A 26,491-nucleotide genomic window follows, 5' to 3' on the forward strand; every position below is an offset into this window, starting at 1 on the left:
ATGTCCGAGACTGCGAAACTGGTTGAGGCGCTGCGCGCTTCGTTGAAGGAATCCGACCGCCTGCGACGGCAGAATGAGCAGCTCACCACTGTCGCTGCCGAGCCGCTGGCCATCGTCGGCATCGGATGCCGCTTTCCCGGTGGAGTGCGTTCACCGGAACAACTGTGGGATCTGATCGCGGACGGGCGCGACGTGATCAGTGAGTTCCCGATCGACCGCGGGTGGGAACTCGAGCGACTGTATGATCCGGACCCCGAGCGGGAGGGCACCTCTTACACCCGCTTCGGCGGTTTCGTCGACGGTGTGGCGGACTTCGACGCCGACTTCTTCGGGATTTCCGCGCGTGAAGCCCTGGCAATGGATCCACAGCAGCGGCTGTTGCTCGAGAATTCCTGGGAAGCCTTCGAACGGGCGGGGATCGATCCACTGACGTTGCGCGGCAGTAGGACCGGGGTGTTCGTCGGTGGGCCTCGTCAGGATTACGGACCGTTGCTGCACGAGCCGGTCCATGGGGTGGTCGGCTACCGGCTGACCGGCACATCGGCCAGTGTGCTCTCCGGCCGCATCGCCTATACCTTCGGCTTCGAGGGCCCCGCGGTGACCGTCGACACCGCGTGCTCGTCCTCGCTGGTGGCATTGCACCTGGCTGCGCGCTCACTGCGCGCCGGCGACTGCGATATGGCGCTGGTCGCCGGTGTGACGCTGATGCCGACGCCTTGGCTGTTCGTCGAGTTCAGCAAGCAAGGCGGATTGTCGAAGGACGGGCGTTGCAAAGCGTTCGGCGCGGGTGCTGACGGAACCGGTTGGGCCGAGGGCGCCGGAGTGCTTCTGGTGGAACGTCTTTCCGATGCACGCGAGCGAGAGCACCGGATTCTGGCCGTCGTGCGTGGCAGCGCGGTCAACCAGGACGGTGCCAGCAACGGTTTGACCGCACCGAACGGGCCTGCCCAGCAGCGGGTCATCCGGGCGGCGCTGGCCGACGCGGGGTTGACGGGCGGCGATATCGACGCGGTCGAGGCGCACGGCACCGGCACGAAACTCGGTGACCCCATCGAGGCCCAGGCACTGATCGCCACCTACGGGCGCGAACATTCAGTGGACCGGCCGCTGTGGCTGGGCTCGGTCAAATCGAACATCGGGCACGCCCAAGCGGCGGCTGGAATGTCCGGAGTCATCAAGATGGTGATGGCGCTGCACAACGAGTCGCTGCCCGGGACGCTGCACGCGGACGAGCCGTCGCCCTTTGTCGATTGGAGCGCCGGGAGCGTGGCGCTGCTGCACAACGCTCGACCCTGGCCACGCTCGACCACTCCGCGGCGCGCCGGGGTGTCCTCCTTCGGTGTCAGTGGCACCAACGCCCACGTGATTCTCGAGGAAGCGCCCGCCGCGGAACAGGATTCACTCGATGAGCCCGCTTCCGTCGGACCCGTGCCGGTGGTGGTATCGGCGCGGAGTTCGTCGGCGCTGCGCGCACAGGCCGGCCAGTTGCGTGCGCGAGTAGCGGCCGACCCGGATCTCGACCCCGGTCAGGTCGGGTTCTCCGCCGTCACGGCGCGCACGGTGCATTCTCATCGAGCTGTCGTGGTCGCCGACAACCACGACGATCTGATCGTCGGCCTCGAGCGGCTGTCCAACCGTGATAGCGAGATCGCGGAAGCCACAGGCGGCACGGCGTTCCTGTTCACTGGGCAGGGAGCGCAACGGCCGGGGATGGGTTCTGGTCTGTACGAGCGCTTCCCGGTCTTCCGCCGAGCGTTCGACGAGATAGCAGCGAACTTCCACATCGATCTGCCCGATGTGATGTTCGGCGAGCGTACCGAGCTACTCGATCACACCGAGTGGACGCAGCCCGCGTTGTTCACCTTCGAAGTCGCGTTGTTCCGATTGATCACATCGCTGGGAGTTCGCCCGGATTTCGTCGGCGGTCACTCGATCGGCGAATTCGCCGCCGCGTACGTTGCGGGTCTCTGGTCGCTGGAGGACGCCTGCCGGCTGGTGGCGGCGCGTGGCCGACTGATGCAGGCACTGCCCGCCGGTGGGGCGATGGTATCGGTGCGTGCGAGTGCCGAGGAAGTGTCCGCGGCGATCGCCGGCCTCGACGATGTGGGCATCGCCGCAGTGAACGGCCCACGGTCGCTGGTGATTTCGGGAGCGGAGGAACCGGTGCTGCGCGTGGGCGCGCAGTGGAACGGTCGGCGGTTGAAGGTCAGCCACGCCTTCCACTCACCGCTGATGGATCCGATGCTGGCAGAGTTCCGTGCGGTCGCGCAGAGCGTGGAGTTCCGGGTACCGGAACTGCCTCTGCCGGAGGCGATGTCGGAGGTCGAGTACTGGGTGCGCCATGTGCGAGAGCCGGTGCGCTTCCACGACGACGTGATCAGGATGCGCGCGCACGGGGTGTCGACCTTCGTCGAGGTCGGGCCGGACGCGGTGCTGTCGGCCATGGCGTCGGAGTTCCTCGCCGATGCTGCGATCATCCCTACCTTGCGTCGCATCGGGGCCGAGGACGAGGCGTTGCTCGTCGCCCTCGGTTCGCTGTTCGCCCGTGGCATCGACGTCGACTGGACCCGAGTGATCCCCCGGCGCCGGCAGATTCCATTGCCCACCTATGCCTTTCAACGCAGGCGTTTCTGGCTGGGCAGTGCGTCGAGGCCCGCGGGGCATCCCCTGCTCGGCGCCGCGATGCCGCTGGCCGGGAGCGAGGATGTGGTACTGAGCGGGGAGATTTCGCTGACGACCCACCCGTGGCTCGCCGATCATGTGGTGCTCGGCACGGCGCTGCTGCCCGCGACCGCGCTCGTCGAACTCGCTACCCATGCCGCGCTGTCGGCGGACCGGGACGCGGTGGCGGAGTTGACGATCGAAGCGCCGCTGGCCGTGCCGGTAACCGGTTCCATCGAGATTCAGGTCCAAGTCGACGGACTGTCCGGCACTTTCGGCATCCATTCGCGACGCGGCGACCGGGCGTGGACACGCCACGCCTCCGGCAGGTTCGGGCGGTCGAACGCGCGGGCCGCCGGCGCGCTCGTCGACTGGCCTCCGGCGGGTGCCGAATCGGTCGACATCGCAGACCGTTACGGGGAACTCGACGCGCTCGGTCTGCGCTATGGTCCCGCGTTCCAGGGTCTCACCGCGGCCTGGTGCCGGGGCGCGGAGTTCTTCGCCGAAGTACGCCTGTCCGAGGAAACAGCGACGGATGCGGCACGATTCGGAATCCATCCGGCACTGTTCGACGCCGCGTTGCATGCGCTGGACCCGGGATCGCGACTGCGGCTGCCGTTCTCCTGGAGCGGAATCGAATTGCACGCGACCGGCGCCGAAGCTGCCCGGGTGAAGATCACCAGCACCGGTCCGGACACCGTGTCGATCACACTCGCCGATGCCACCGGGGCACCGGTCGCCGGCGTCGAGTCGCTCGCGTTCCGCCCATTCTCCGACGCCCAACTCCCGACTGGTGAGCGTCCCATCGGCGACGCGCTCTACGAGGTGGCATGGGAACCTGCCGGGTCGGCGCTCGACTCCGTTCCGGAAACTGTCCGTCTGATCGTCGAATCCAGCGAGGGAGACGTTCCCGCAGCGGCGGAAGCGGTCACCTCGGCCACCCTGGTTCGCATTCAGCACTGGCTTTCCGAGGACAGCAGCGCTCGCCTCGCGGTGGTGGTCGCTGCCGACGACCTGCGCCACGCCCCGATCCACGGGCTCGTGCGTTCCGCGCAGGCCGAGCATCCGGGGCGACTCGTGCTGGTGATCGCCGACGACCCTGCCGACGACTCGGCGGTCGCCGCGGCGCTGGCCACCGGCGAGGAGCAGATCCGTGTTCGTACCGGTGTGCTCACCGTGCCTCGACTGAAAAGGCTGGCCGCGCCCGGACCGCAAGGAATCACGGGCGCATCGGGGACGGCGTTGTTGACCGGTGCGACCGGGGCGCTGGGTCGCTCACTCGCACGACATCTGGTGTCGGCGTGGGGATTCCGGCATCTACTGCTCTTATCGCGCCGTGGCGACGACGCCGAGCTCGTGGCCGAACTTCGCAGCCTCGGTGCCGAGGCCACCGTCGTCGCATGCGATGTGGCCGACCGCGCCGCATTGGCCTCGGCACTGGCGGCGGTACCGGCCGAACATCCACTGACCGCGGTGGTGCACGCGGCCGGTGTCCTCGACGACGGAGTGTTCGCTGCCGTGACCCCGCAGCGGTTGGCGGACGTGCTGCGACCGAAGGTCCGCGGAGCCTGGAATCTGCATGAACTGACCAAAGATTCGGATCTTACCGCTTTCGTGCTGTTCTCCTCGGCTGCCGGTGTGCTCGGCACCACGGGCCAGGCCGCCTACGCGGCCGCCAATACCTTTCTCGACGCGCTCGCCGGCCACCGCGCCGACACGGGTCTGCCCGCGACCGCATTGGCGTGGGGTCCGTGGGCGGGCGGCGGGATGGCGGCCGAACTCGATGCGACCGACATCGCGCGGTTGTCCCGCACCGGCGTGACGGCGTTGCCGGCAGCGGAGGCGTTGCGACTGCTCGACGCTGTGGTGTCGGCCGGACCGACCCGAACCGTACCCATCCGATTGAATCCTGCGGCAGTGCGCGGTGAGCCGGCCCCGCTTCTGCGAGGTCTGGTGCGGCGGCGTGGTACCGCCGCACCGGCTCGAGCCGCGGCCGCCACCTTCAGCGACCGGCTGGCGGAAATGCCCGAGCAGGATCGTGTTCAGGCCGTGGTCGATCTCGTGCGTGCGCTCGTCGCCGAGACGCTCGATGTCAGCGACGCGGCCGCGGTCGACATCCGGCGCGGGTTCAAGGACTTCGGCGTGGATTCGCTGGTCGCCGTCGAACTCCGAAATCGCCTCAACGACGCGGCCGGACTGCGACTACCCGCGACGGTGGTGTTCAACTATCCGAGCGTGTTCGACCTGGCCACGCATGTGCTGGCGGAACTCGACGGCCGCGAACGCATCACGGCCACCACCAGATCCGCCGCGACGTCGAACGAAGCGATCGCGATCGTCGGAATGAGCTGCCGCTATCCGGGCGGTGTGAGTACCCCTGAGCAACTGTGGGAACTGGTGGCGGCAGGAACGGACGCCATCACCGGATTTCCCACCGACCGGGGATGGGACCTGGATCGGCTCTACGACCCGGACCCGGACCGGCCGGGCAAATCCTATGTGCGCCATGGCGGATTCCTGCACGATGCACCGAATTTCGACGCGGAGTTCTTCGGCATCTCGCCGAAGGAAGCCGTGGCCATGGACCCCCAGCAACGCTTGCTGCTGGAAACCTCCTGGGAAGCCTTCGAACGCGCGGGCATCGACCCGTCGAGCCTGCGCGGAAGCCGGACCGGAGTCTTCGCCGGCGTGATGTATCACGAGTACGCCTACCGGTCGCCGGAAGTACCGGAGGAGCTGGAAGGCTATGTAGGGATAGGCAACACGGGCAGTGTCGATTCGGGGCGCATCGCCTACACCTTCGGACTCGAAGGCCCAGCGGTCACTGTCGATACTGCATGCTCCTCGTCCCTGGTCGCCACACACCTGGCCTGTCAGTCACTGCGGCTCGGAGAAAGCACCCTGGCCCTCGCCGGCGGTGTCACCGTACTGTCGTCGCCGTTCTCGTATGTGGAGTTCAGCCGCCAGCGCGCGCTCGCCCCCGATGGGCGGTCCAAGGCATTCGGCGCGAGCGCCGACGGGACCGGATGGTCCGAGGGCATCGGAATGCTGCTGCTGGAACGACTTTCCGACGCCGAGCGCAATGGGCACCCGATCTACGCGGTCATCCGGGGCACTGCCGTCAATCAGGACGGTGCGAGCAACGGGCTGACGGCACCGAACGGCCCTGCCCAGGAACGCGTGATCGAAACCGCGTTGTCCCAAGCCGGTTTACAGCCCCGGGAGATCGACGTGGTCGAGGCCCACGGCACCGGCACTCCGCTCGGTGACCCGATCGAGGCACAGGCGATCCTGCAGACCTATGGCCGGGACCGCTCGGCAGAGCAACCACTGTGGTTGGGCTCGCTCAAGTCGAATATCGGCCACAGCCAGGCGGCGGCGGGGGTCGGCGGAATCATCAAGATGATCATGGCCATGCGGCATGCGGAACTGCCGCCTACGCTGCATGCCACCCCGCCGAGCCCCTATATCGACTGGTCCTCGGGTGCGGTGTCACTGCTCACCGAGCCGGTCCCATGGCCACAGACCGGTCGGCCCCGGCGGGCGGCGGTGTCGTCGTTCGGGATCAGCGGCACCAACGCGCATGCAATCATCGAGCACTATTCGCAGCCCGAGCAGATAGCGCCACCGGATAGGCTTGCACCCTTTGTTGTTTCGGCTCGCAGCGCCACTGCGTTGAGCGCGCAGGCAGCGCGGCTGACGACGGTACTCGACGATCCTGCGATCGCACTCGCCAGTGTCGGTGCGGCGCTGGCCACCCGCCGTGAGCAGATGGAATATCGGGCCGTAGTGGTCGGCGCCGAGCGTGACGCAGTCCGTGCCGGTCTCGCGGCCGCTGCTGCCGGCCAAGAGGCTCCCAACCTGGTCACCGGTGTAGTCCGAGACCGGGGCAAACCGGTGTTCGTCTTCCCCGGTCAGGGATCGCAATGGGTGGGCATGGCCGCGGAGTTGATGAAGAACTCGGACGTGTTCCGCGCCCGGATGGCTGAATGCGAATCGGCGCTGACACCCTATATCGACTGGTCGCTCACCGAGGCCCTCGAGAGCTCGTCCTTGCAGGAACGTGTGGACGTCGTGCAACCGGCGCTGTGGGCGGTGATGGTGTCCCTCGCCGCCCTCTGGCGTGCCCACGGCGTCGAGCCCGCAGCCGTCATCGGACACAGTCAGGGCGAGATCGCCGCGGCGTGCGTCGCGGGCGCGCTGACCCTCGACGACGGTGCGTTGATCGTGGCATTGCGCAGTCAGGCGATTCGTGACCTCGCCGGTGAGGGCGGAATGGCCTCGGTGGCGCTGCCGGTCGATCAGGTCTCGGCGCGACTGCTGCCCGGGCTGTCGGTGGCGGCAGTGAACGGGCCGACCTCGACCGTGGTCGCCGGTTCGGTCGGTGCACTCCAGGAATTCCTCGAATCCTGTGCGGCCGATGATATCTGGGCGCGGAATGTCCCGGTGAACTACGCCTCTCACTCGGCGCAGATGGAGCCGCTCGGGGCAAAGCTGTCGCAGGTGCTCGAATCTGTGCGACCGCGCGACGCGGATATCCCGTTCTTCTCGACGGTGACCGCGACCCCGTGCGACCCGCTCGAGCTCGACGGTGACTACTGGTGCCGCAATCTGCGGCAGACAGTCCAGTTCGAGCCCGCGGTGCGCGCGCTGCTCGGGGCCGGCCACACAGCCTTCCTGGAGATGAGCCCGCATCCGGTGCTGATGCTGCCGATCGCGGAGATCGCGGAGTCCTCGGATGTGGACGCGGTGATCATCGCCGGCCTGCGTCGAGACGACGGCGGTATGCACCGGTTTCTGCTGTCGGTGGCGGAGGCATACGCGCACGGCGTCAGCGTCGACATGACGGTGCCCTTCGTCGGTGTCCCGGCTGCCGAACTGCCGACATACGCCTTCCAGCGCCGCCGCTACTGGATGGACATGCCGGTAGCGGCGAGAAGTTCCTCGAATGATGGTGCGGATGCGGAGTTCTGGCGTGTGGTCGAGCAGGCCGACGCCGACGCCTTCGTCGCGGCTCTGGGTCTCGACGACCATTCGACTGCAGCACACGAGGTGCTTCCCGCCCTCACCGCGTGGCGAGCGCGCCGACACGAGCGTTCGGAGACCGCGTCGTGGCGATATCGCGCTACCTGGCGTCCACTGCCGGAACCGGAGGCGGCGCGGTTGAACGGGACCTGGCTACTGGCGGTGAACCCGGATGATCCGCGTGCCGACCACTACGAAGCCGCGCTCGCCGCCGGTGGCGCTGAACCGATTCGGATAGAAGTTCCGGCTACGGCCGGGCGGCAGGACGTGGCACGACTTCTGCCCTCGCACACGGACGGTGTGCTGTCGTTGCTGTCGGATGCGACGTTGCCGCTGATCCAGGCAATGGTCGACAGCGAGATCACCGGACCGATCTGGACGGTGACCTCCGGTGCGGTCGCCATCGACAGCCCCCGGCTCGAGCCCGCGCAGGCCCGCGTCTGGGGTCTGGGACGCTCTGCGGCACTCGAACATCCGGGGCTGTGGGGCGGGCTGGTCGATATCCCGGTCGATGCGAGCGTCCGGCAGCTCACCCGCCTGGTGCGGGTGCTCGCCGCGCCGGCCGATGAGGACCAGATCGCGATTCGCGACTCGGGGGTTTTCGCACGCCGATTGACCCGGGTCGGTGACGATGCGCGTGGTTCCGGCTGGACACCACACGGCACAGTGCTGGTGACCGGCGGCACCGATGGAATGGGATGGCACACCGCGCGCTGGCTCGCCGCGCACGGAGCCGAACGCCTCGTGCTGACCGCCGATGAAACCATCACGTTGCCAAGCGAACTCGGTGTTCCAGCGACCGTGGTGCGCTGTGACCTCACCGATCGGCAGGCGGTGGCGGACCTGGTGGCCGATCCGTCCTTGACGGCCGTGATCCACGCTGCCGGTGCGCTGCGGCCCGGGAGCGTGGTCGACACCACTCCCGCCGAATTCGCGGAGATCGTCGCGGCGAAGGTCGCGGGTGCGACGCTGCTGGACGAATTGTGCGGGGAATTGGATGCTTTCGTGCTGTTCTCCTCGATTTCCGGGGTATGGGGCAGCGGTGAGCAGGCCGCCCTCGGCGCGGCCAACGCGCAGCTCGACCTCATTGCCGAAAATCGCAGCGCTCGCGGCCTTGCGGCGACGGCGGTGGCGTGGGGTCTGTGGGCTGATGTCATGACCGGATCCATGGATGAGACGGTCGAGGCCGAGCGTCGAGATCGGCTGCGGCGCGGTGGAATCGGCGAGATGGTCCCCGAATCGGCCCTGCGCGCGATGTCGGATGCCGTCGGTCGCCGCGAGGCGTCGATCGTGGTAGCGGACGTCGATTGGGCTCGATTCGCGCCGGTGTTCACCGCTGTTCGGTCCAGCCCGCTGCTGTCTGATCTGCCCGAGGTGGTGAACGCACTGGCGTCCGTCGACTCCAGCGATTCGGCTACAGCAGCCGACCTCGCAGGACGGCTGGCCGGGCTCGCGGGTCCCGAACGCTACGCCCAACTGCTGGAGGTGATCAGGGCAGAGGTCGGCGTGGCACTCGGGTTCGCCGACCTGAACGAGATCGCGCCCAAGCGCGCGTTGAAGGACCTGGGGATGGATTCGATCGGCGCGGTATCGATCCGAAACCGGCTCGGTGCGGCTACCGGACTGCGTCTGCCTGCCACCCTCGTCTTCGACCATCCGACCCCGGCGGCTATTGCCGAATTCCTCGAAACACAGCTCACCGCAGCGGGACCGGAGATGTCGGTGGACGCGGAACTCGACCGCATCGAGGACGTGCTCGCCATTGCCGACGAGGCCTCGCGCAGGCAATTCCTCGCCCGCCTGCGCGGCTTCCTGAACAAAGCAACCGGCGCCGACGATGGCGCTGTCGCCGTGGCGGAACTGATGGACACGGCGAGCAATGACGACATATTTGCGTTCATCGACGGGGAACTGGGCGCCTGAAGAACCGGGGAGTAACAATGTCAGACGAGCAGAAACTCCGTGACTACCTCAAACGCGTCACGATCGAGCTCACCGAAACCCGCAGCCGGGTACGGCAATTGGAGGCCGAACGATCCGAACCGATAGCGATCGTCGGAATCGCGTGCCGTCTTCCCGGCGGTGTCGATACACCAGAAGCGCTCTGGCAGTCGCTTGTCGATCAGCGGGACCCGATCAGCGGGTTTCCCGAGGATCGCGGCTGGGATCTGTCGTCATTGTTCGACTCGGACCCGGACAAGCCAGGCACCTCCTATGTCAAGGAGGCTGGATTCCTTTACGATGCAGGCGATTTCGACGCCGAGTTCTTCGGTATCGCGCCGCGCGAGGCATTGGCGATGGACCCGCAGCAGCGATTGTTGTTGGAATCGTCCTGGGAGGCGCTGGAGCGCGCCGGGATCGTCCCAGCTTCCTTGCATGGCAGCCGGACCGGTGTGTTCATCGGCAGCAGTGTCCAGGACTACGGAATCATCCTCAATACGACGCCGGAAGATGTCGAGGCACATCGTCTGACCGGTGTCGCCGCCAGTGTCCTCTCGGGCAGGATCGCCTACTCACTCGGCCTCGAAGGGCCGGCGCTGACGGTCGACACCGCGTGCTCCTCATCGCTGGTGGCGCTGCATCTGGCGCGGCGCGCACTACTCGCCGACGAGTGCTCTCTCGCGCTGGTCGGCGGCGTGACGGTATTGACGACACCTGTCGGCTGGGTGGACTTCAGTCGTCAACGCGGATTGGCCCCCGATGGGCGTTGCAAGTCCTTCGCCGCAGCCGCCGATGGCACCGGCTGGGCCGAAGCCGTCGGCGTACTCGTCGTCGAACGGCTCCGCGCCGCGATCGACAACGGGCACACGGTATTGGGCCTGGTCCGCGGCTCGGCGGTGAATCAGGATGGAGCGAGCAATGGCCTGACCGCCCCGAACGGCCCGGCACAGCAGCGGGTGATCAAGGCCGCACTGACCGACGCCGGTGTATCGGCCGGCCAGGTGGACGCGGTCGAAGCACACGGCACCGGTACCTCGCTCGGCGATCCCATCGAGGCGCAGGCGATCCTCGCGACCTACGGCCAGGATCGTCCCGCCGATCGGCCGCTGCGCTTGGGGTCGATCAAATCGAACTTCGGTCACACCGGTGCCGCGGCGGGCGTGACCGGCGTGATCAAAATGGTTCAGGCAATGCGTCATTCGGTCCTGCCGAAGACGCTGCATGTTGATGCCCCGACGCCGTTCGTCGACTGGGATTCCGGTGCGGTGAGCCTGCTGACCGAACCCGTCGATTGGCCGAAGGGCCCCCAGCCGCGCCGCGCCGGTGTGTCGGCGTTCGGAGTGAGCGGTACGAACGCGCACGTCATCCTCGAGGAAGCCCCATCGCAGGCCGCGGACGAAAGGACCGAGCCCGACGCCGGTCCGGGCAGCACGGCGACCACACCGCTGGTGGTTTCGGCGAAGAGCTCTGCGGCACTGGCGAATCAGGCGCGAGCGCTGATCAACGTCGTGCACGAGTCCGATGACCGGTCCCTCACCGACATCGGATTCAGCCTCGCCGCCACTCGTACAGCCTTCGAGCACCGTGCGGTGGTCCTGGGTGCCGACCGCGCAGAACTCCGCGGCGGATTGGACGCCCTGACACTCGACGCGGAATGGCCCGGGCTGGTTCGAGGAACGGCCACTGACGTCGGTGCACCGGTCTTCGTGTTCCCCGGCCAAGGATCGCAGTGGCCCGGTATGGCCGTGCAGCTCCTCGCGGAGTCCGATGTCTTCCGAGCCGAGATGCAGCGCTGCGCACGTGCTTTGACGCCCTATGTGGACTGGTCGTTGCTCGACGTGCTCGATGAACCCGAAAGACTCGAACGCGTCGACGTCATCCAGCCGGCGCTGTGGGCGATCATGGTCTCGCTCAGCGCGGTGTGGCAGGCGAGCGGAGTGCAGCCCTCGGCGGTGGTCGGGCACAGCCAGGGCGAGATCGCCGCGGCCTGTGTGGCGGGCGCGCTCACCATCGAAGCCGGCGCCCGCTTGATCGCGTTGCGCAGCCGGATCATCGCGCGGCTCGCCGGACACGGCGCGATGGCCTCTGTCGGATTGTCGGACAACGAGGTCCGGTCACTCATCGAACGCTGGGACGATCGCCTGGCCGTCGCGGTGATGAACAGTCCAGAAGCGACGGTGGTCTCCGGTGATGTCGGCGCGATCGAGGAGTTGGGGCGCACTTGCGAGGACGCCGGCATCCGATTCCGGCGGTTGCCAGTCGACTACGCTTCACACTCTGCACAGGTCGACACCCTGAAGGTGGAGTTGCTCGATGCCGCCGCCGCTGTACAGCCGGTCTCGGGGACGATCCCGTTCTACTCGACCGTCACCGGAGACCTGCTCGACACGGCCGGCCTGGACGCCGGCTACTGGTTCGATAACCTGCGCCAGCCGGTGACCTTCAGCCGAACAGTGGAGACCCTGCTCACACACGGCAATTCAGCATTTCTCGAGATGAGTCCGCATCCGGTGCTCACCGTCGCGGTGATGGATGTCGCAGAATCCGCGGGCGCCGAGGTGGTAGTCGGTGGCAGCCTGCAACGTGGCGAGGGCGGACTGGATCGACTACTGAGATCGTTCGCCGAGGTGTATGTACGCGGAGTCGACATCGACTGGTCCAGCCTGCTGCCCGGTGGCCGGATCACCGACCTACCGACGTATCCCTTCGAACGCAAACGGTTCTGGCTCGCGCCTGCCGCGGGCACGCGCGCCACGACAGCGCTCGCCCCACCCGACTCATGGCGATACCGGGTCGTCTGGCGGCCTACCCGCGAGCCCACACCCGCCGCGCTCACCGGCGTGTGGGCGGTGTCCGGCCGCTCGGACACCGCGACACTGATCGCCGAAGACCTCGTGCGCCGCGGCGCCGAAGTCGTCGACGATACCGCCCGGCCGGGCCTGCGTGCGGTCGTCGCCGTCCCCGACAGCGTCGAGGACTTGCGGGAGCTGCTAACCGATGTCGGCGACGCACCGCTCTGGGCGATATCGCGAGATCCGCGTGTCTGGGGCCTCGGCCAGGTCGCCGCTCTGGAACAACCGACACGCTGGCGTGGATTGATCGAACTGCCGGACAACCCCGACGATCGTACGCTGGCCCGTTTGTCCGGATTGCTCGCGGCCGGCGGTCAAGACGATCAGTTCGCGATCCGTCCGGGGGGAGTCTTCGTCCGTCGCCTGATCCGAGCACCATTGCCCGATGCCCCGGTGCCGCAGTGGCTGCCGCCCGGGCCGGTCCTCATCACCGAGGGCGGCAACGGTATCGGACGCGAGCTGGCCCGCCTCCTCGGTGAACTCGGCGTGGAGCAGGTCGTCGTGACATCCGCGCTGGACGGCGCCGCCCTCACCACGCTGTTCGAGGAGCACGACTTCACCGCTGTGTTCCATACCGCCGAACTGCTCGACGAAGGCCCGCTCGACACATTCACGCCGGATCAGCTGGCGAATGTGCTCAGAACCAAGGTCGACACAGCGTGGATTCTGCATGAGCTCACCCTCTCGCGCGACATCTCCACATTCGTGTTGTTCTCCTCGGTCGCCGCGACGCTCGGCGGCATTCCGGGGCTCGGCGGCTATGCCGCCGCGAATGCGGCCATGGACGAATTGGTAGAGCATCGAACCGGACTCGGCTTGCCCGCCGTGTCGGTGGCGTGGGGCGCCTGGGCAGTGGCGGGACCAGATGAGGCGTTGCGGCAGCGCAGGCTCGCCGGGCGAGGGCTGCCGGCCCTCGCGCCACAACCGGCCTTCGACGCGCTCCGACAGGCGCTGGAAGCGGGCGAGTCTGCGGCCGTGATCGCCGATATCGACTGGCCCCGGCTGCTGTCGCACATGGGTGCGACGCGCCCGGTCGCGCTCTTCACCGAGATCCCGGAAGCCGCCGCGCACGCGCATCGCTCCGGTCGACAGCCGATTCAACTGGCCGGGCTTCCACCACAGGAGCAGCGTTCCCATGCGATCGAACTGATCCGTACCGAGATAGCGTCCGTGCTCGGCCACTCCGGACCCGAGGCCGTCCCTCCGTCCCGTGCCTTTCTGGAGCTGGGCCTGGATTCCTTGAGCATCACCGAATCTCGCAATCGCATCAATACGGCGACCGGGTTGAGCCTGCCCGCCCGCGCGTTCCTCGACGCGGGTACCCCCGATGCACTCGCCGGACTGCTGGTCGCCGAACTTGCCGGGCAGCAACTCCCGGAGACCGCAGGCGGTCTGCTGGCGTCGCTGCGCCCACACGACGGTGAGCAAGCGATGGAGTACCTCGACCTGCTGGCCGCGGCCGCTAGATTCCGCCCCACCTTCGACGCCGCAGCCACCGAGGTCGCCGAACTTGTGGGCCTGGCTCGACACGAGGACGCCGTCACGCTGATCTGCGTGCCGACGGTGCTGGTCACCTCGGGGCCCCAACAGTACGCCCGGCTGGCCGCGGCAGTCGCCGACACCCTCGATGTCATGTCACTGACGTTGCCAGGGTTCTCTGCGGGACAACGACTTCCGTCGTCATTCGATGCGCTCGTCGGCCTGCTTGCCGAGACGGTGGGCAACAGTGTCGCCCGGAAATCCTTCGCACTGCTCGGCTACTCCTCGGGTGGACCGATCGCTCGCGCGCTGGCTGCTCGGCTCGAGGCGGCCGGGCTACTGCCCGAAGCGGTTGTGCTCATCGATTCCTATCCGCTGGACAGAGAAACCATCGCGGCCATCGCACCTGCACTGACCGAGCGGATCGGGACCGACGGGGACAGCGTGATCACGGCCGATGATCAGCGGTTGACCGCGATGGGCAGCTACCTGAAGCTGCTCACCGACCTGCCACCTGCGCGGTATTCCGCACCGACACTGAACATTCGACCCGAGCACGCGATCGAAGGCACCGCGCATCGGCCCGGCGACGATGTGATCGTGGTTGCGGGGGACCACTTCTCGTTGATCGAAGATGACGCGCCCACCACCGGAGCAGCGATGCGCGACTGGATCGCACGCGTCGGACTTGTCCACTCATGAACAACACGGCGGAGGAGCCGTCCATGAAACAGAACACCACGGTACTCATCGTCGGAGCCGGGCCGTGCGGGCTGGCCTCGGCATGCCTGCTGTTGGCTCAGGGGATCGACGTCCGGGTCCTGGAAGCGGCCGCGGAACCACCGGAAGGGGCGCGAGCGATTCTGTTGTGGCCGCCGACGCTGGAAATCCTGCGCACCATAGGCATTCTCGCGCAGGCCGACGAACTCGGCTTCCGATCGCAGGCACTGAACTATCACCTCACAGGCGGCAAGCGGATTCGAGTCGGCCTGCGCCCACGCAACCAACCCCTGATGCTGCAACAGGACCGGACCGCGGCACTGCTCGAGCAGGCGCTCGAAAGACTCGGCGGAAAGGTCGAACGCGGTGTGCGGGTTACCGACGTCCGCACGGACGACCGCACCGTCGAGATCACGGCCGAAACCGCCGAAGGCACCCAAATCATGCGCGGCGACTGGTTGATCGGCGCGGACGGCGTCGGCAGTACCGTCAGGCGTCGACTGGGCATCGAATTCGAGGGCACGCCCATTCCGGCCACTTTCCTACTGGCCGAGGGCGACATGCAGGGTGACTTCGACCGTGACGAACTGCATTACGTGTTCGGGCACAGCGGAGCCCTGGTCTTCGCCCCACTGCCGGGTGGCATTGTCCGCATCGCGGCTCCGATATCGCCCGACACCCCACTGACGGAACAAACGGTGCAGCGCATCCTCGACGAGCGTGGCCCCGGCGGCTGGCAGATGCGGGTCAAAGGTCAGGTCACCTCGTTCACCAGCCAAGAGCGAATTGCGGCAGTGTTGCGCCGGAATCGTTGCTTCCTGGTCGGCGATGCTGCCCACACCCACTCGCCGGTCGGCGGGCAGGGCCTCAACCTGGGACTCCAGGACGTCGGCAACCTGATCTGGAAACTGACCGGCGTCATCGATGGGCAGCTGACGCCGGCGGTACTCGACTCGTACGACCCGGAACGGCGGTACGTGGCCGCGGAAGTCCTGCGGCTCACAGGAGCTCTGACCAAGCTCGCAGTGCTCGGTCCGATCGCGGCACGCGTACGGAACGTGGTGTGGCGACTGCTCGAGCAGTCCGGAGCGTTGCGCCATTGGTATGCACCACGACTGGCCGGTTGGCACGCGCGCTACCCGGAGCCGTATCCAGGTGCCAGGGTGCCACCGGCGGCGCTGGCCGACAGCGACTTCACGAGTCTTCGCCTGGTCACCACCGGCGGGCCGAACGATGCATTGGTGGCCCAGGCCCGATACCTCGCGCGGACCAGTTCCGTGCGGGTCCGACACGAACACATGACCGGGGGAAGACAGCAGTTCTACCTCGTGCGCCCGGACGGCTTCCTCGCCGCGAGCGGCCGCACGGTCTCGGACCTGCCCGGCGTCGTCGAATTCCTCGAAAAGGTAGGAGCACAACAGTGAGCGTCGAACAGATCAAGCTCGGCTATATCGACACAACGGTCCGCACGACCGACGAGACCTTCCTCTCCGCCCTGCGCGCGGGCCGGCTGCCGTGGGAGGCCATGCGGCCGTTCCCCGAACCCTCGAGCGACTACCTGCACGACGGTGATTCCGTGGTCGCCGAGATCGACGCCGTGTTCCGAGCCCACATCAGCGGCCAGGAGCTCGAGACAACGGGCACATTCCCGGAAGCCCTCGTGGAGGCGATTCGAGTCCGCGGCTACAGCCGACTGCGTCAGCCGGAGGAAATGGGCGGATTCGATCTGGACGCCTACACCTTGCTGCGCGTCATCCAGCAGCTGGCCACCTGGTCGATGGCCGCGGCGAATACCCTCGCGATCACCAATACCGTTGGCCCCAACGCAATTCTGCGGGTGCTCGAACCGGGTCCGCTGCGCGACTACCTCATCGAACGGATCAGTGCCGGAGTCATCTGCGCGTTCGGCGACAGCGGCCCGGACGGGCAGAACAACCGATTCAGCAGTCTGACCGCGACACTCACCGACGACGGAACGGCATATATCCTCAACGGCCGTAAGCTGTTCACCGGCAATGCCCCGATCGCCGAGCTGATCGCGGTCTCGGCCACCACAGAGATCGATGGTCAGCGCGCGGTCGTGTTCCCGTTCCTCGACACCTCCAGCCCCGGGTTCCGCGTCCACTCCGAGATCGAATTCATCGGCTACAAAGGCTTTCCCGACGGCGAGATGCGATTCGACAACGTGCGCGTCCCCGCCGAGCAGGTGCTGACCGAGGTCGAACAACCCGAACGTCTCCGCACCCTCACCCCCGTTGCGGTCGAGGCCCGAATCTTCAACATCGTATCGATGGCGCTGGCATTGGGCCGCCGCTGCGCGGAGTGGTCGCGCGAATTCGTCAACCGTCGATGGATCGACGATCGGCCACTGGGACAGTACGAGGAGATCCAGCGCATCGTGTCGCTCAATCTCGCGGAGCTCTTCGCCACCGAGACAATCGCCCAATGGACGTTGCGGTCAGCCTCCGCCGACATCTTGTTCGAGCAGATCGCGGCCAAAACGCTTGCCGCACGGCTCGCTTGGCGCATAGCCGATCGTACCGTCACCCTGCTCGGCGGAGAGGGCGTGGAAACCGCGGCCAGCAAGGAACGCCGTGGCGCGCAACCGATCCCCGCCGAGCAGTACCTGCGCGACGCCCGGATTCTGCGCACCACCGCCAACGTCGACTTCCAGATCGACAACCAGGCCGGTCAAATCCTGCTGGCTCGCTTCTACTCCGGCACACCCTTCACCGACCCCGCGCCGAGGCGGGACGACGCGGGATTGTCGTCGGCGAATCAGCGATTGTTGGCCGCCACCGCCGATTGGTTCACCGAGCTGTCGGAACGATGTGTCGAAATCGTGACGGCGCATCCGGATCCGAAGGAACTGTTCGCACACGAACACCTGGTGATCCTGGTCAGCCGGATCGCCGCTGAACTGTTCACCGCGACAGCGGTTCTCGCCCGCTCCGTGGGCCACTCGGAAACCCAACTGCTCGCCGAGGTGTACGTCAGCGACGCCATGCATCGCGTCGCTGATCTGATGGCGCGACTCGACGCCGAATCGGGAATCGCGACTCCAGATTACGCCGCCCTCAGCGATACCTGGCTGACCGGCTCCGATCTCGACTTCCTGCTTCGAGTGTGAGGCGAGCAGATCGATGAACAGCGCTCGGCACACTGCCAGTAGTACGTCTTCATCCGTTGATGCACACGTGAATACGCTTCCAGAAGTACTCGAGGGGTTCGACCTCACCGATCAGGACCGATTCGCACTCGGCGTACCGCACGACCTGTTCGCCAGGCTGCGCAAGCACGCTCCGGTGCTATACCACCCGGCGGGCCGCTCGGCGGACGGAGAAGGATTCTGGGTGTTGAGCGGCTACGCCGAGGTCACCCGGGCCGCAACGGAGCCGGCTTTCTCCGCGCAGGGAGGTGGGGGCCGCACCGGCGGCGGCACCCATCTGGACGATCTTCCGGCCGAATACGCCGGCGTCCTGCTGCCCATGATGGACGACCCCCGCCACGACACCGTGAAGAAGGTCCTGAGCCCAGCGGTCACCGCCGACGCCGCCGCGCGGCTGGAACCCGAATTACGCGCGATCGCTGCCGAACTCATCGACGATAGCCTCGCGCGCGGCACGGTCGAAGCAGCCACCGATCTGGCCGAGAAGTACGCACTGCGCAGCGTGGGACTTCTACTGGGCGCGCCACGGACCGACTGGGATCAACTCGTCGCTTGGGGGCATGACACCGTTGGATTCACCAATCGCCGCACCGGCAAACCCGACGACACCAGCCGCCGCACGGTTGCCGAACTCACCGCCTACGCCGCCGAACTGCTGGCGACGAAGGTGAACCGGCCGACCGCAGACCTTGCTTCCCTCCTCGCAGAGACGGACCTGTCGGCACCGGAGCGCCAGTCCAACCTTGCGTTGCTGATCCTCAGCGGTGGCGAACAACCTCGCAACGTTCTGGCCGAAGGCATCCTGGCGCTGGCGAGGCATCCTGGCCAATGGCAGGCCTTGCGTGCCGATCGCGCACTGCTGCCGACGGCGATCGAAGAAGTACTGCGATGGTCGCCGCCCAACCCGTACAACCGCCGCACGGCCACCCGTGACATCCGACTAGGAGACACGTGGATACGTCGTGGTGAGAAAGTGACCATGTGGTGGCCCTCGGCCAACCATGACGAATCGATCTTCCAGGACCCCGAAGTATTCAACATCCGACGAAACCCGAACCCCCACTTGACATTTGGGCGCGGTACCCACTACTGCCTGGGGGTCGAAGCGGCGCGGCTCGAGCTGAGGGTCTTCCTGGAGGAACTACTCGACCGAGTATCGGACCTGACCGTCGTCGGCCCCGTTTCGCGAGCCCCCAGCAACAAGCACTCCGTCATCCTGGAACTGCCCCTGCTACTCGACTAGCACTGCCTTCGCACGCTTCCCCTGCCGTCGACGCCGGTTCGTCCCCTCGCGAACCGGCGCCGTGGCTCCGCCGGTGAATCCGGACGTCGCTTATCGGCGAACAAGGACGATTGGCTCCTGGTAGGCGGCCAGGATCCTGTCGAGGTGGGGCACGCCGCCGCGGAGCTGTCGGCTAGCGTCGGGGGAGTGGAGCTGCTGCGGGTTCATCATGTCGCGATCATTGCCTCGGACTATGAGCGGTCGAAGGCGTTCTATACCGAGGTGCTGGGATTACGAGTGGTAGCGGAGAACTATCGGGCCGAAAGATGTTCGTACAAGCTGGATCTCGCGTTGCCCGATGGTGGACAGGTGGAATTGTTCTCGTTTCCGGAACCACCGGCGCGACCATCGAGGCCCGAGGCTGCTGGGTTGCGGCATCTGGCGTTCTCGGTGGCGGATGTGGGGGAGGCTGTCACTGAGTTGCGGGGTAGGGGAGTGGCCGTGGAAGAGGTGCGGGTTGATGAGTACACGGGGAAGCGGTTCGTGTTCTTCGCTGATCCAGATGGTCTGCCGCTGGAGCTGTACGAGGCCTGAGGTCAGGGCCTCCGTTGGAGGCTTCTCAATTGAACATCAAGAAATGGAAATATGCGCATCTACGCATGTTCTCCTGTTTCGAACAAACTCCGGCACTCACCACCGCCCACCCCTGCCTGACCACACCCATCACCACCCAACCTCGAAGAGGGGAGCGGCTATTCGATGCCGCTCGGTCGCTGGGTTGGGGGCTCCCATACGATGGTCCGCATGACCAAAGTGCTCCTGAAGACCTCCGCCGGGGACATCACCCTGGAACTGGACGAGGCCAAGGCACCCAAGACCGTCGCCAACTTCGTCGACTACGTCAAGGCGGGCCACTACGCGGACACCGTCTTCCACCGGGTGATCCCGAACTTCATGATCCAGGGTGGCGGCCTGACCGCCGACATGCAGCAGAAGGCTGCCAAGCAGACTGTCGAGAACGAGGCCGCCAACGGCCTCAAGAACGACAAGTACACCGTCGCCATGGCGCGCACCTCGGCCCCGCACTCGGCCAGCGCGCAGTTCTTCATCAACACCAGCAACAACGCCTTCCTGAACTACCCGGGCCAGGACGGCTTCGGCTACGCCGTGTTCGGCAAGGTCGTCGACGGCGCGGCCGTCGTGGACGCCATCGAGGGTGTGCGCACCGGCAACAAGGCCGGCCACCAGGATGTGCCGGTCGAGCCGATCACCATCCTGTCCGCCGAACTGGTCTGATCAGTCCCTGCGGCAACTGAACAAACGGCCCGGAACCGAATGGTTCCGGGCCGTTGTCTTTGGCGCGTCGTGGGTTTCGGATCAGGCGTCGAGGACGCGGGCCTCGCGTTTGACGACGGGTGGGAGTACGGACCAGGGGAAGTTGATCCACTTGTCGGTGCGTTTCCATACGTATTCGCAGTCGACCTCGGAATGCGGCTTCTGGTAGATGACCGCGCAGCGCACCTCGGCGACGTGGTGGGAGCAGAAGTCGCGCACGAGTTTCAGGGTTTTGCCGGTGTCGGCGACGTCGTCGGCGACCAGGACGGTCGCGCCGGTGAGGTCGACGGCGCTGGGGACGGGCGGCAGCATGACCGGCATGTCGAGGCGCTGGTCGACGCCGGTGTAGAACTCCACGTTCATGACGTGGAGGTTCTTGACGTCGAGGGCGTAGCCGAGGGCGCCGGCGACGAAGAGCCCGCCGCGGGCGATCGACAGGATGAGGTCGGGTTCGAAGCCGTCGTCGGCGATGGCCTGGGATAGTTCGCGGCTGGCGTCCCCGAACAGTTCCCAGCTCAGTTCCTCGCGATCGCTCATGCCCGACTCCGTTCTGCCCGCTGCGGTGGTCTTCGGATCATACGAGCCGGGTTGCCGGTCGTTGCCCGGTCCGGCGCCGTTCGGCTCACGGATGGTGGGTGAGGGTGTACCAGAGCAGGGCGAGGGTGCCGAGGGCGAAGAGGGGAACCAGCACCATGGTCTCCATCTTGTTGCCGGTGTGGTCGATGATCGGGATACGGGTGCGGATCTTGAGTGGCCACAGCAGCCGGCAGCCGCGGTCGGTGAGGCAGTCGCCGACGAGGTGCGCGAGGGCGCCGAGTCCGACGGAGAAGGGCAGCCACGCGGGTTTGTCGCTGATCCAGTGGTCGATGGCGAAGGTGCCGCAGACGGCGAGGATGATGACGGTGCCCCAGGATTTGAGTCCGTCGCCGGTGGGTGCGAGACCGAGCGCCTTGATGGCGAGGGCGAGCAGGAAGAACACCAGCGAGAGTGTGAAGTAGCGGCCGAGCAGGTGTTCGCCGGCCCAGGTGCCGTAGGTGACGGCGGCGACGAAGGCGAAGGAGTGGGTGCCGTGGCGGTGCCCGCCGGAGATCCACGAGACGAACTTGCACGCGTAGTGCGAGATCGGCCCCAGCACATGGGAAATGGTGCCGGAGGGGTGATCGGCGTCGGGCAGCAGCGCGGCGCCCGCGGTGAGGAAGGTGCCCATCACCAGATCGACGGAGCCGATGGCCCCGGATTGCACTGCGGGATAGGTCAAGACGGTGAACGGTAGCGCCGCGGCCGCCGCCGACCAGGCGAGCGCGCCGCTGGTCGCATGTGAATGTCCTAGCACCGCTTGAAGGTTAGCGGATGTAACCGACAGGTCTTTCCGGCTCCGTGGTGCGGTGAGGGGCCTTGCTGGGCAGCGGATTCCGGTCGTACGAGGCAAATATGTTTCAGGACAGTCGGTTTGGTGTTGGGAGTGCTCTCCCGGTCACATTCGGGTGGCCCGTGTGCGGCCGGTCGGCGGCCTGAAATAGTCTCGGATCGATTGCGCTTTCCGCTCAGAGAGGAACGGACATGTCGGTAGCGTCCGCGGTGAAGGATCAGATCCAGACGATCGGTGGGGGATTCATGTTCTCCCGGGAAGCCCGAGCCTTCACAGACAGCACCGGTGTCCCCGGCTTCATGCCCGGCTACACCCGCGGCCGCGCCGGCGTCCTGGGTGATGTGGATGCCGATGTGGTGACCGCGGCCTTCGGTTTCTTCCGTCCCGAGGCGATCCGGGAGGCGTGGGAGGCCACGGCCTCGATGCCGGCCGCAGCAGCAGCCCAGGGATATCTGACGGCGTGCCAGGACTTCGGCCGCCGGAAGCTGGCCTCCTTCGAGGACTCCGGACGCCTGGCCGAGCTGCTACAGCGGGTGGTGGCGGCCGCGAATCCGGTGGGCGCGCCGCTGTTCGCGGGCTGGCGGGCCCTGCCGCAGGCCGAGGACGCGCCGGGCCTGGTGCTGCAGCTGATCCACGTACTGCGGGAATTGCGTGGCGGCCTGCACCTGATCGGCGTGCTGGGTAGTGGGCTGACCCCGTTGCAGGCGGTGCTGATCGCGGGCTCCCCGTTGAAGCCGGGTCCGGATCAGGCCCGCAATTTCGGCTGGCCGGAGCCGTTCGACGAGATCACCGCGGAGCTGAAGGGCCGCTGGATGCAGGCGGAGTCGATCACCGAGGATCTGATCGCGCCCGCGTTCGCGGTGCTCGACGACAAGGAGTGCGAGGAGCTGGTGACGCTGCTGAACGCCTGCCAGTTGGCGGTGTTCGGCGACCGCTGACCCGCTGCCCGGGTGGGCCGGTGAGCCCACCCGGGAATCCTGTTCAGCGGTGCAGGAATTCGAGGGTGACGCGTTCGAAGGCCTCCTTGGCCTCGTACATGACCCAGTGCCCGCACTTGGGGAACACATGGAGTTCGGCATTGGGGATCTGCCGCAGCGGGATGAGCGCCATATCGGTGGGGCATTGGCGGTCGTCGGCGCCCCAGGTCATGAGCACCGGGCTCTTGATCTTGTGCAGCATGGACCAGTAGGGCGGGGTGGGGGAGTTCTCCAGGAACTGTTGTTGCAGCGCAAGCGCTTCGGACCCGTACATGGCCTTGAGACTGGCCTGCGCGGCGGGTTCGGTGGCCGCGGTCCAGCGTTCCTCGATGAGGCTGTCGGTGATCATCTTGGGGTCGTATATCATGCAGCGCAGCCAGCGCTCCAGGCCCTCGCGGCTGGGTTGGTCGGCGAATTCCGACAGCAGCCGGGTGCCTTCGCTGGGGTTGGCGGCGAGCAGGCTGTGGCCGACACCGCCGATGGCGACGATCTTCTCTACCCGCTGCGGATGGTGCATGGCGACATTCACCGCGACGACGCCGCCCATGGAGTTGCCGATCATGGCGGCGGAGTCGATGTTCAACGCATCCATGAACCGGACGACGGAGTCGACGGCGGTGAGGACCGGGTGCCCGGGGACCGGGTCACTGACGCCGAAGCCCGGGAATTCCAGGACGTAGCAGTGGAAATGGTCGGCGAAGAAGCCGAGGTTGCCGCGGAAGTTGCGCCAGCCGTTGACGCCGATTCCGGAGCCGTGCAGCAGAATCAGAGGAGGACCGTCGCCGGCCTCGTGGTAGCGCAGGACGCCTTTGTCGGTGGCGATTTCGCGTCGGGTGTTCTCATAGGTGACATCCACGCCACCCACAGTAGAACAGGTTGCAGTTTGGAGACCGATGGCCGAGTTCGGAATCCCGGTGGGCGAGGTGACCGTCGCCGACGGAGGAGTGGCGACCGCACTCGAAGCGCGCGGACACGATCTGTCCGACGCGCTGTGGTCGGCGCGACTGCTCGTCGACGCGCCCGACGAGATCCGAGCCGTGCATACCGCGTTCTTCCGGGCGGGCGCGGTCATCGCGACCACCGCGAGCTACCAGGCCTCGTTCGAGGGATTCGCGGCGCGCGGAATCGATCGTGAACAGACCGCCCGATTGCTGCGGCGCAGTGTCGCGCTCGCGCGTGCGGCACGAAACGAGATCGACGATGGCCGTGAGCGCTGGATCGCCGCCTCGATCGGCCCCTACGGTGCGGCCCTGGCCGACGGTTCCGAATACCGCGGCCGCTACGGGCTTTCCCTGGCCGAGTTGAAGCGCTGGCACCTGCCGCGGCTGGAAGTGCTCGCCGATTCCGGGGCGGATGTGCTTGCGCTGGAGACGATCCCGGACATCGACGAGGCGGAGGCGCTGGCCGGACTGCTCGATGGCAGTGGCGTGCCCGCCTGGCTCAGCTACACCATCGACGGCGACCGGACCCGGGCCGGGCAGCCGCTGCGGGACGCGTTCGCAATCGCCGCCGCGGTTCCGGAGATCGTTGCCGTCGGGGTGAACTGCTGTGCGCCGGACGATGTCGCGTTCGCGATCGCCCTGGCCCGGGAGGTGGCGGGGAAACCGGTGATCGTCTACCCGAACAGCGGGGAGAAGTGGGACGCCGGGCAACGGTGCTGGACGGGGGAGTCACGGTTCCAGGCCCGCCTGGCGGAGGAGTGGGCGGGGCTGGGTGCGGCCATCGTCGGTGGATGCTGCCGGGTGCTGCCCGCCGATATCGAGCGGCTCGCCGCAGTGGTCGCCGCAGGCTAGGCGGCAGACGCCCAGGTCTGCCCAACGATGAATGTTCGCATGCAGACATGTGCATGTATAAACGTTGTTTCGACGTAGCGAACAAACACAACAGCCGCCAGGACAAGGCAGTGCCGGCTCCCGGCGTATTCGCAGCATCCAGGACCCTGCTTCACAGCGCCCTCACAGTGCCGGTTCGCATGCTGAGGTTCGAGCCCATACCCGGAGCGCCGGGCCCCGGGTGATCCGAGCGAACAGGAATCAGCATGCCGTCACATCCGAGTCTGCGGGCCGGGCGCACCGCGACCGCGACCCTGCTCGCGGTGACCGCGGCGGGCACGCTCACCGCGACCGCGCTGGCCTACGTCGACAACCACGGCAGTCTCCAGAGCGGCGGCAGCACAACCCAATCCGCCACCCCCGACGCCACCGCGGCCTCCGACGGCACTCCGGCGAACGTCACCACCGACCCCACCCCGGCGCCGCGCTCGGGTACCGGTCGCGTCCACGCTCGATCGAGCGGCTCGTGATCGCCGCTCCCGACCGCACGGCCTCGACCGAATGGCCGGTGTGGAGCACCACCGCGCGCGTGGTCGTCACCGACCCGGCGGCACTGCGCCCGGCCCGCACCCTGATCCGCGCCCACCTCGCCGAGGTCGACGCCGCCTGCAGCCGATTCCGCCCGGACTCCGAGATCAGCCGCCTGGCGCGGAGCACCGGGCAACCGGTGCGCATCAGTGCAGTGCTCGCCAGACATCTGTATGCCGCCCTCGCGGCCGCCCGCGACACCGACGGTGATCTCGACCCCACGATCGGTACCTCGCTCATTGCCCTGGGTTACGACCGCGACTTCACGCTGCTGCTCCCTGGCTCGGTCGCGCGAGTGGCCGAGGACCGTCCGGATGCGGCAGCTCGGAAGTCTGACTCGCGCACCGGGATCCGTGACCTCGAGGGCGCGGTCACCAGCCACGAAGGAGGTCGCTCCATACGGGGTAGCCAGACCCAGCGTCCTTCCGCGCCGGAAATCGTGCCGCTGGAAAGCCAAGGTGGTGGGGCAGGGCAGGCGACGTCTGCGGAGCGGGGCACCAAGGGTGAGACCGGAGTCGATCGCCGCGGTGACGTCGGAGTCGGCGGGCGCGGCCAAGGGCCTGCTGGGCTGCGGGTACCCGTGGCGCTCACGGTGCGCCCGGACTGGACGCATGTCAGGTTGGATGGCGATCTGCTGAGTGTGGCTGCCGGGGTGCTGCTCGATCTGGGCGCGACGGCGAAAGCGCTTGCCGCCGACCATTGCGCGCAGGTGGTCGCCGATCGGCTCGGCTGTGGTGTGCTGGTGAGCCTGGGCGGTGACATCGCCACCGCGGGCCCCGGCCCGGCGGGCGGCTGGCAGGTGCTGGTCGAGGATCGCCCCGGTGAACCTCGTTCCCGCATAGCCCTTCCCGCAGGCGCGGCACTGGCCACCTCGAGCACGCTGCGCCGTCGCTGGTGGCGGGGCGGCAGTCTGGTGCACCACATCGTCGACCCGCGCACCGGCCTCGCCGCGGATCCGGTGTGGCGGACGGTATCGGTCGCCGCCGGGTCCTGCCTGGCTGCCAATACCGCTGCTACGGCGGCCGTCATTCGCGGCCGTGACGCGCTGACGGGTTTGCGTGGCAACGGTTTTCCGTCGCGGCTGGTGAGTCGCGACGGTGAGGTCATCACCTTGTGCGGGTGGCCGCAGGCCGCGTCCGGTGACGACGAGCCCGGAACTCGGGAGAACGGAACCGAATCATGAACCGACGGATCCGAATCGTGAACTGGCCGGCGCAAGCGTCCCGGGGCGGTGAATGGTGATGGGGCAGGCGGGGTTCGACGAGGCGTTGTGGGCGTTCGGGCGGGGGACGGGTGTCACGGCGCTGGTGGTGCTGACGGTGGCGGTGGTGGCCGGGGTTGTCGCACGGTCGGGGCGGGTCGTCGTGTTGCCGCGGGCGGG

14 protein-coding genes are annotated in these 26,491 nt (G+C 67.2%); 11 read left to right on the top strand and 3 right to left on the bottom strand.

Annotated elements, in window-relative coordinates:
• The 7 genes from ACFXHE_RS06945 to ACFXHE_RS06975 all read left to right on the top strand — a co-directional run bounded on the left by ACFXHE_RS06945 (window position 1) and on the right by ACFXHE_RS06975 (window position 20,365).
• Window positions 1–9,609 (top strand): type I polyketide synthase, encoded by a 9,609-nt coding sequence (locus ACFXHE_RS06945; protein ID WP_379380667.1) that lies wholly within the window; start codon window positions 1–3, stop codon window positions 9,607–9,609.
• A 17-nt stretch (window positions 9,610–9,626) separates the two neighbouring features.
• Window positions 9,627–14,660: a beta-ketoacyl synthase N-terminal-like domain-containing protein gene (locus tag ACFXHE_RS06950; protein WP_379380669.1), complete on the top strand. Its 5,034-nt coding sequence runs from the start codon at window positions 9,627–9,629 to the stop codon at window positions 14,658–14,660.
• Between the two features lie 23 nt (window positions 14,661–14,683).
• Window positions 14,684–16,102, top strand: coding sequence for an FAD-dependent oxidoreductase (locus tag ACFXHE_RS06955; RefSeq protein WP_379380671.1), 1,419 nt, complete (start codon window positions 14,684–14,686; stop codon window positions 16,100–16,102).
• A complete protein-coding gene (locus ACFXHE_RS06960; RefSeq protein ID WP_379380673.1) occupies window positions 16,099–17,808 on the top strand; it encodes an acyl-CoA dehydrogenase family protein in 1,710 nt (569 codons plus the stop codon). The genes ACFXHE_RS06955 and ACFXHE_RS06960 overlap by 4 nt, the downstream gene beginning before the upstream one ends.
• Window positions 17,809–17,875: 67 nt before the next feature.
• The gene (locus ACFXHE_RS06965) at window positions 17,876–19,090 is read left to right on the top strand and encodes a cytochrome P450 (RefSeq protein WP_379380675.1); all 1,215 of its coding nucleotides are present in this window, start codon (window positions 17,876–17,878) and stop codon (window positions 19,088–19,090) included.
• A gap of 186 nt (window positions 19,091–19,276) precedes the next feature.
• Window positions 19,277–19,663, top strand: coding sequence for a VOC family protein (locus tag ACFXHE_RS06970; protein WP_379380677.1), 387 nt, complete (start codon window positions 19,277–19,279; stop codon window positions 19,661–19,663).
• A 210-nt stretch (window positions 19,664–19,873) separates the two neighbouring features.
• Window positions 19,874–20,365 (top strand): peptidylprolyl isomerase, encoded by a 492-nt coding sequence (locus tag ACFXHE_RS06975; RefSeq protein WP_379380679.1) that lies wholly within the window; start codon window positions 19,874–19,876, stop codon window positions 20,363–20,365.
• Window positions 20,366–20,446: 81 nt separating this feature from the next.
• Here ACFXHE_RS06975 and ACFXHE_RS06980 read toward each other — a convergent pair whose 3' ends face one another.
• Window positions 20,447–20,941, bottom strand: a complete 495-nt coding sequence (locus ACFXHE_RS06980; RefSeq protein ID WP_364610181.1) for a phosphoribosyltransferase — start codon at window positions 20,939–20,941, stop codon at window positions 20,447–20,449.
• Between the two features lie 85 nt (window positions 20,942–21,026).
• On the bottom strand, window positions 21,027–21,737 hold the full coding sequence (locus ACFXHE_RS06985) for a metal-dependent hydrolase (protein ID WP_379380681.1): 711 nt from the start codon (window positions 21,735–21,737) through the stop codon (window positions 21,027–21,029).
• Window positions 21,738–21,964: 227 nt separating this feature from the next.
• Here ACFXHE_RS06985 and ACFXHE_RS06990 point away from each other — a divergent pair, with 227 nt between their 5' ends.
• Window positions 21,965–22,711: a hypothetical protein gene (locus ACFXHE_RS06990; protein ID WP_379380683.1), complete on the top strand. Its 747-nt coding sequence runs from the start codon at window positions 21,965–21,967 to the stop codon at window positions 22,709–22,711.
• A gap of 43 nt (window positions 22,712–22,754) precedes the next feature.
• Here the strand turns inward: ACFXHE_RS06990 and ACFXHE_RS06995 are convergent, their stop codons facing one another.
• Window positions 22,755–23,606: an alpha/beta fold hydrolase gene (locus ACFXHE_RS06995; RefSeq protein WP_379380685.1), complete on the bottom strand. Its 852-nt coding sequence runs from the start codon at window positions 23,604–23,606 to the stop codon at window positions 22,755–22,757.
• Between the two features lie 37 nt (window positions 23,607–23,643).
• Here ACFXHE_RS06995 and mmuM point away from each other — a divergent pair, with 37 nt between their 5' ends.
• From mmuM to ACFXHE_RS07010, 3 genes are all read left to right on the top strand, one after another.
• Window positions 23,644–24,543, top strand: a complete 900-nt coding sequence (mmuM, locus tag ACFXHE_RS07000; protein WP_379380687.1) for a homocysteine S-methyltransferase — start codon at window positions 23,644–23,646, stop codon at window positions 24,541–24,543.
• 245 nt (window positions 24,544–24,788) lie between these two features.
• Window positions 24,789–25,052 (top strand): hypothetical protein, encoded by a 264-nt coding sequence (locus tag ACFXHE_RS07005; RefSeq protein ID WP_379380689.1) that lies wholly within the window; start codon window positions 24,789–24,791, stop codon window positions 25,050–25,052.
• Complete coding sequence (locus ACFXHE_RS07010; protein WP_379380691.1) at window positions 25,049–26,293, top strand: FAD:protein FMN transferase; 1,245 nt, start codon at window positions 25,049–25,051, stop codon at window positions 26,291–26,293. Before ACFXHE_RS07005 ends, ACFXHE_RS07010 begins: the two co-directional genes overlap by 4 nt.
• The last annotated feature ends 198 nt before the right edge of the window (window positions 26,294–26,491 follow it).

It is taken from the genome of Nocardia sp. NPDC059229 (assembly GCF_042754165.1).
Lineage (GTDB): Bacteria > Actinomycetota > Actinomycetes > Mycobacteriales > Mycobacteriaceae > Nocardia.

Coding starts and splice junctions, on each gene's coding strand:
- ACFXHE_RS06945 (WP_379380667.1), top strand. CDS start 1: ATGTCCGAGACTGCGAAACTGGTTGAGGCGCTGCGCGCTTCGTTGAAG.
- ACFXHE_RS06950 (WP_379380669.1), top strand. CDS start 9,627: ATGTCAGACGAGCAGAAACTCCGTGACTACCTCAAACGCGTCACGATC.
- ACFXHE_RS06955 (WP_379380671.1), top strand. CDS start 14,684: ATGAAACAGAACACCACGGTACTCATCGTCGGAGCCGGGCCGTGCGGG.
- ACFXHE_RS06975 (WP_379380679.1), top strand. CDS start 19,874: ATGACCAAAGTGCTCCTGAAGACCTCCGCCGGGGACATCACCCTGGAA.
- ACFXHE_RS06980 (WP_364610181.1), bottom strand. CDS start 20,941: ATGAGCGATCGCGAGGAACTGAGCTGGGAACTGTTCGGGGACGCCAGC.
- ACFXHE_RS06990 (WP_379380683.1), top strand. CDS start 21,965: ATGTCGGTAGCGTCCGCGGTGAAGGATCAGATCCAGACGATCGGTGGG.
- mmuM (WP_379380687.1), top strand. CDS start 23,644: ATGGCCGAGTTCGGAATCCCGGTGGGCGAGGTGACCGTCGCCGACGGA.
- ACFXHE_RS07005 (WP_379380689.1), top strand. CDS start 24,789: ATGCCGTCACATCCGAGTCTGCGGGCCGGGCGCACCGCGACCGCGACC.